At 50.0% G+C, this 1,849-nt stretch carries 1 protein-coding gene; it reads left to right on the forward strand.

Going from position 1 to position 1,849, the window contains the following annotated elements:
* The first annotated feature begins 66 nt into the window (after positions 1-66).
* On the forward strand, positions 67-1,743 hold the full coding sequence (locus tag L1285_RS02210; RefSeq protein WP_235410813.1) for a cyclic peptide export ABC transporter: 1,677 nt from the start codon (positions 67-69) through the stop codon (positions 1,741-1,743).
* Positions 1,744-1,849: the final 106 nt, after the last annotated feature.

Here is a 1,849-nt window from a genome sequence, read left to right on the forward strand (position 1 = left end):
AGGCAATCGTGTCTCAGCCTGAGTAATACCCATTTTAGTTTTAAGTAACCATTACAAGGCTGTTTTATGTTATACCGGCTCGTTTTATCTCATAAGAAACTCCTCATTCTTGCCACTTTGTTGAGTGTGGTCAGTGCCTTATCCGGCATTGGTATCATCTCACTGGTCAATGCGGAGATAGAAAATGTGTCTAACCCCGACTCGGATGTGCTCCGGGGCTTGGCCATCTTTTTCGCCGCGCTGACGGGGTTTTTAACCTTCAGTGTGATTTCTCAATACATACTGACCAAGTTGTCGGTTCAAATCATGGTGAGTATTCGCGAAAACCTGGTGCAGCGGGTGCTTTCTACCAGCTATGAGCAGATTGAGCGCGTTGGCGGCCATCGCATATTCGCAACTCTGACCAAAGACATAGAATCGCTCACCGCAACCCTCAGTGCGGTGCCCCATGTTGCGTATAACCTGGCAACCGTGCTTTTGTGTTTTGCCTACATGGCCTATCAGTCCTGGCAATTATTTTTGTTTGTCGGCGGCGTTTTACTGCTGGCCATGGTGGTTGCTCAGCTGCTGATGGGGCTGGGCATACAGCGTTTTCAGGCGGTCAGGGAGCTCGATGACAGCTTATTTAAAAACTTTCGAGCACTGATCGACGGTGGTAAAGAGCTCAACATTAACTTCAACCGCAAGCGCTTTTTCTACAAAGAGGTGGTGACGCCGAACATTCAGGACATCAAAAAGTCGACGATTTCAGCGCACATTGTTTTCATTATTCTGAGTAACTGGACCAACTTAATCCTGTTTCTGGCGCTGGGCTCTGTGGTGTTTATGTCACAGCTGTTTTTGAGCGGTATTGCCACGGCCGTGGTGGTGAGCTTTGTACTGACGCTGGTGTATGTGATAGGTCCGCTGACGGTGCTGATCAACACCTATTCTGTGGTGGCGGAGGGCATAGTATCGAGCCAGAAAATTGAAAAGCTGCAACTGTCTGAGGAGATCCTGACCGACCAGCTGGATAACACGCTGAATCCGGAGCACAACTGGCAAACTCTCGACATTGAGGCTATTGAGTATGAATATCGCCGCGATGACAGCGACGACTATCACTTTTCTATCGGGCCTGTTAGTACGCAAATTCAGCGCGGCGAAATCGTTTTCCTGATCGGCGGTAATGGCTGCGGTAAATCCACTTTCGCCAAAGTGCTGTGTGGTTTGTATACCCCAACTCAGGGCCGTATTCGTCTTGACGGTCGCGATGCGGCACAGGCGATGGACTGGTATCGTTGCCACTTTAGCACCATCTTTTCTGACTTTTACCTGTTTGAGCAAGTGATCGACGCCAACGGCATGCTGGCAGACGACAACAAAATTCGCCAGTACCTGAGCAAACTCAAACTGGACCAAAAGGTGACGGTAGACAAGGGCATTTTGTCCACCACTGAGCTGTCTCAGGGTCAGAAAAAGCGTCTGGGTTTACTGCTGTCTTATATGGAAGACACGCCGCTGTACATCTTTGATGAATGGGCTGCCGATCAGGACCCGTATTTCAGAAACTTCTTTTATCGCGAGCTGTTACCCGAGCTGAAGTCGCTGGGTAAGACGGTATTTGTGATCAGCCACGATGAGCATTACTTCTCGCTGTCTGACCGCATCCTCAAGTTTGAGGCCGGTCAGATGGAAGACGTCACCGCGTCATTCCCGGCGACACAGCCCGTTGATAAACATCAGCCTGTTGCCCTGGCTTAGCCGCCAGATTGGCGGGCGCAGGTCCGCCACGTTTCGTTGCCTTTTTTGGCCAGAGTATTATTAAGGTTCCCGCAAACCGGGACCAGTGAGTATGGATAGACCAATA

This window comes from Pseudoalteromonas sp. DL2-H2.2 (assembly GCF_021532535.1).
In the GTDB taxonomy this organism is placed as follows: Bacteria; Pseudomonadota; Gammaproteobacteria; order Enterobacterales; family Alteromonadaceae; genus Pseudoalteromonas; species Pseudoalteromonas rubra_A.

Excerpts from the sequence above, each read along its gene's own strand:
- L1285_RS02210 (WP_235410813.1), top strand. The coding sequence starts at position 67 with ATGTTATACCGGCTCGTTTTATCTCATAAGAAACTCCTCATTCTTGCC.